Raw genomic sequence first — 3,852 nt, 5'->3', positions numbered from 1 at the left:
CGCCGTGCCCCGCCGCCTCGACCCGCCCCACACGAGTTCCCCCGTGATCGAAGACGCCCCAGACGCGGAGGTGACGGCGGTCGACGGGACCGCGGCCGACGCGCCGGAAACCGGCCCGGGATTCGAGGCCGCGCGCGTGAAAGCGAAGCAACTCCCGACCACTCCGGGCGTGTATCTGTTCAAAGACGACGCCGGCCGAGTCATCTATGTGGGGAAGGCGGTCAACCTGAGGAGCCGCGTGGGCAGTTATTTCTTAAAGGCCGCCGCGGCCGAGCGGCGGACGGCGGAACTGGTCACGCAGATCGCGGATCTCGATCATATCGACTGCCGGGACGAGGTCGACGCCCTGCTGACCGAGGCCCGCCTCATCAAGGACGTGCGTCCGCGGTATAATTCGGACCTCAAAGACGACAAGACATTTCCGTACCTACAAATCACCACGCGGGAGGACTTCCCGCGTGTCGAGTTCACCCGGGAGCCGAAGGATAAATCCGTCAAGCTGTACGGCCCGTTCCCCAGCGCCGGCAAGCTGCGGGGCGTCATCAACGCCCTGCAGAAAGTGTTCAAGTTCCGCACCTGCGCGCTGGATATCGAGGCCGACGACGAGCGCTGGGAGTGGTTCCGTCCCTGTCTGCTGCACTCCATTAAACAGTGCACCGCCCCGTGCAATCTCAAGATCTCCAAGGAAGAATACGCCCGGGATATTAAACGTCTCAAGATGGTGTTGGACGGCAAGACGCACAACCTGCTGCGGGAGATGAAGAAGGAAATGTCCGCCGCCGCGGAGACGAAAGACTACGAACGAGCCGGCCGTTTGCGGGATCAGATCCGAGCGATCGAAAATATCGACCTGCGAGGCGATCTCGACGAGCACGCCCAGCCGGAGGTGTTCCAGATCGACCCGAAGAAGGGCCTGAAGGGCTTACAGCAGGTCTTCAAACTGCCGGAGACCCCCCGGGTGATCGAAGGCGTGGACATCGCCCATCTGCAGGGCGGGGAGACCGTCGCCAGCCTCGTGCAGTTTATCGACGGCCTGCCGTTCAAGCCGGGCTATAAACGCTTCCGCATCAAAACCGTCGCCGGGGTGGACGACTTCGCCAGCATGCGGGAGGTCGTCTCGCGTCGCTTGAGAAGGCTGCAACAGGAGGGCGAACGCTTCCCGGATATCCTCTTGATCGACGGCGGCAAGGGGCAGCTCTCCGCCGTCGTCGCGGCGATGGAGGCGATCGGTCTGGACGAGACGAACCGCCCCTTCACGATCTCCCTGGCGAAGCGTGAGGAGGAAGTCTTTCTCCCCGGCGATCCGACGCCCAAGATTCTTTCAAGACACGGCTACGGCCTGCGATTATTGCAATACGTCCGCGACGAATCGCACCGTTTCGCCCAGCACTACCACCACATCCTGAGACGGAAAAGCACCTTCGACGAGGCCGTCGGCAGCCGCAAAGGCGGCCCGAAAGGACGGCCGCGGCGGCGGTCGGCGAAGTGAAGGCGCCGGCCCGAACCTCGCGATAAACTGATCGTCATGCCTGCTCTCGCCGAACCGCCGCCCGCCGTCCCGGCTCGTCAACCAGCCGATCGATCCTCCGCGTCCTCCGTCGCGCCGGGATTGACGCTTGCCGACCTCAGCGAGCGGTTCGGGCCGATCCCCGCCAGCCGCGTCGTCACTGCCCCCGCCCCGGGCACGGCGACCTTAGAGGATTGGGAAGCCGCGAATCGCCGTGGAGACGGCCTGTACGAACTGATCGACGGAACTCTGATTCGTAAGCCGATGAGTACTCTCTCCAGTTGGCTCGGAGCCGAGTTCGTGCGTCTTCTTGGGAACCTCGTCGTCCCGCGGGGACTCGGTTGGATTCAGCAGGCGGATGGCTTCTTCAACTTTGAAGACGGACTGCGGGCGCCAGACGCGAGTTTTACCCGGAAGGACAGGCTCCCCGACGGGCGTCTACCGGATCGGGGCTACGTCGCCGTCACCCCAGCGCTCGTCGTCGAAGTGCTTTCCCCCGGCAACACGCGGCGGGAGATGGCGTTGAAGCGCTCAGTCTATTTCGCCGCCGGCGTGGAGGCCGTCTGGGAGGCGGACCCGCTGGCCCGCACCGTGGTCGTCTGGACCGGTCCCGATGCCGACACCCTGCTTCGCGAATCCGACACGTTAACCGGCGAACCCGTATTGCCGGGCTTTACGGCGCCGTTGAGCGAACTGTTCGCCGGGGCGGACCTCTCCAATCCCGCATGAGGGCATCTGCGATGACGAATGAATTCGCCTTTCCCCGCCGCACGTTGCTCGCCGCGGGCGGGGCCGCGGCGTTGGCGGGGTGCGGGGGGAAAGCGGAATCGCCCGCTCGCAATCTGCCGGGGTGGGCGGACGGGGAGAACGCTCCCGGGCCGGTCGTGCTGTTGGGGGACAGCGTGTTCGACAACGGCGGCTACGTCGCCGGCGGGAAGTCCACGGGCGACCATCTCGAAGAGGTAATGGCCGAAGCCGGCGACGAGTGGTCCGCCGTCCTCATGGCGAAGGACGGGGCCGTCGTGGAGGACGTCCCGGGACAGTTCAAGGCGGGGGAACTGGAGAACGCCTACGCCGTGCTCAGCGCCGGCGGGAACGACGCCCTGCGGTCGGCGTCGATCCTCACCAAGCCGGTCTCGATCGCGACCGAGGTCTTTAACGAATTAGCGGACCTGCGGGAGGCGTTTGAAGAGCGCTACGACGCCGCGGTCGCCGCCGTCGTCGAGGCGGCGCAAGGCCGGCTGGCGGTTTGCACGATTTACGACCCGAACTACGACGAACCGCGTCGCCAACGCCCGGCGACCGCCGCCCTGCCGGCGTTCAACGACATCATCACCCGCGTCGCCGTTCGCCGGGGGCTGCCGGTGATCGACCTTCGCACGGCGTTCGTCGCCCCCGACGACTACGCCAACCCGATCGAGCCCTCCGTCGCCGGCGGCTTGAAGCTGGCGGAGTTAATTCGCCGGGTCGTCACGACGCACGACTTCGCCTCCGGCGGGTCACGGTTCTATACGACCTGAACCGCATCCGACGGACGGAGCGGCCTCGGACGATCGACGTATTTCAATACCAGCCCGACGCGGAAGCGTCGGCCGTATGGCGTCTGTTTGTAGGCTTCGACATTCGGATTGTTCCGTCGGCGATGCCGACGGCCGATGCTTTCGCATCGGGCTGGTATGCGATTCTCCAGACGCTGTCGACCTGTCGAGCGCCGGCCCCCCCCCTCACCGCCCGCCCCGCGGCGGTCCGCGGAAGAAATCCTCCGACGGCGTACCGCGGAACTGACGCGGGACGACCGGCCAGTCGTCCGTGAGGAAGTAGGCGTAGGTGCCTTCGGGGAACTCGGGCGTCACGCACTGGCGGCCGTTGCATTCGTCCAGGTCGCCGGACCCCGCGACGTATTCGTAGTCCTGGGTGAAGGTGCCGTCGTATTTCCCCTTGGGCTGACCCTCGCCGCCGGGGCGACGGCCCTCCTTCAGTCGATAGCTGCTTTTTAACTCCTTCACGTCGGAGGAGGCGTCGTCCGCGTCGGCGTAGCCGGTCTTCGCGTAGATCGGGAATCCGTCAGCGGCCCAGCCGATCAGCGGGGAATGGGCGCCGGCCTTCCAGCCGAGGTTCTTCAACAATCCGGTCGGCAGGCCGTGATAGTGATAGGCGCCGGTCGGCTGCACGTGGGCATGGTTTTCGTCCAGCCCCAGGGGCACGGCGCCGGACAGGGCTTCATATTGCCACCGCTCCCCGCCGCCGGGACCGCCCGGCGCTGCTCCCGGAGGACCGCCGCCCGGGGGCCCGTTATTGGGGGGACCGAAGCCGCCGCGACCGCCGGGCGGCGGTCCTCCGGGAGC

At 66.3% G+C, this 3,852-nt stretch carries 4 protein-coding genes; 3 read left to right on the top strand and 1 reads right to left on the bottom strand.

Annotation, left to right across the window (positions count from 1 at the left end):
• The first annotated feature begins 4 nt into the window (after nucleotides 1–4).
• From LzC2_RS20650 to LzC2_RS20640, 3 genes are read left to right on the top strand one after another with little or no spacing between them, the layout of a single operon-like run.
• Complete coding sequence (locus LzC2_RS20650) at nucleotides 5–1,489, top strand: excinuclease ABC subunit UvrC (RefSeq protein WP_315854769.1); 1,485 nt, start codon at nucleotides 5–7, stop codon at nucleotides 1,487–1,489.
• Nucleotides 1,490–1,525: 36 nt separating this feature from the next.
• Entirely contained in the window at nucleotides 1,526–2,236 is a 711-nt protein-coding gene (locus LzC2_RS20645) for a Uma2 family endonuclease (protein ID WP_171189917.1), read from the top strand.
• Nucleotides 2,237–2,247: 11 nt separating this feature from the next.
• The gene (locus LzC2_RS20640) at nucleotides 2,248–3,027 is read left to right on the top strand and encodes an SGNH/GDSL hydrolase family protein (RefSeq protein WP_171189916.1); all 780 of its coding nucleotides are present in this window, start codon (nucleotides 2,248–2,250) and stop codon (nucleotides 3,025–3,027) included.
• Nucleotides 3,028–3,231: 204 nt separating this feature from the next.
• On the opposite strand, the gene LzC2_RS20635 is transcribed toward LzC2_RS20640, so the two are convergent.
• Nucleotides 3,232–3,852 (bottom strand): YHYH protein (locus tag LzC2_RS20635; protein ID WP_171189915.1); only part of this gene is annotated, 621 nt, incomplete at its 5' end.

This window comes from Alienimonas chondri (assembly GCF_013036045.1).
Taxonomy (GTDB): Bacteria; Planctomycetota; Planctomycetia; order Planctomycetales; family Planctomycetaceae; genus Alienimonas; species Alienimonas chondri.
Note: the sequence above shows the minus strand (reverse complement) of the source record. Positions and strands in the feature narration are given on the sequence as shown.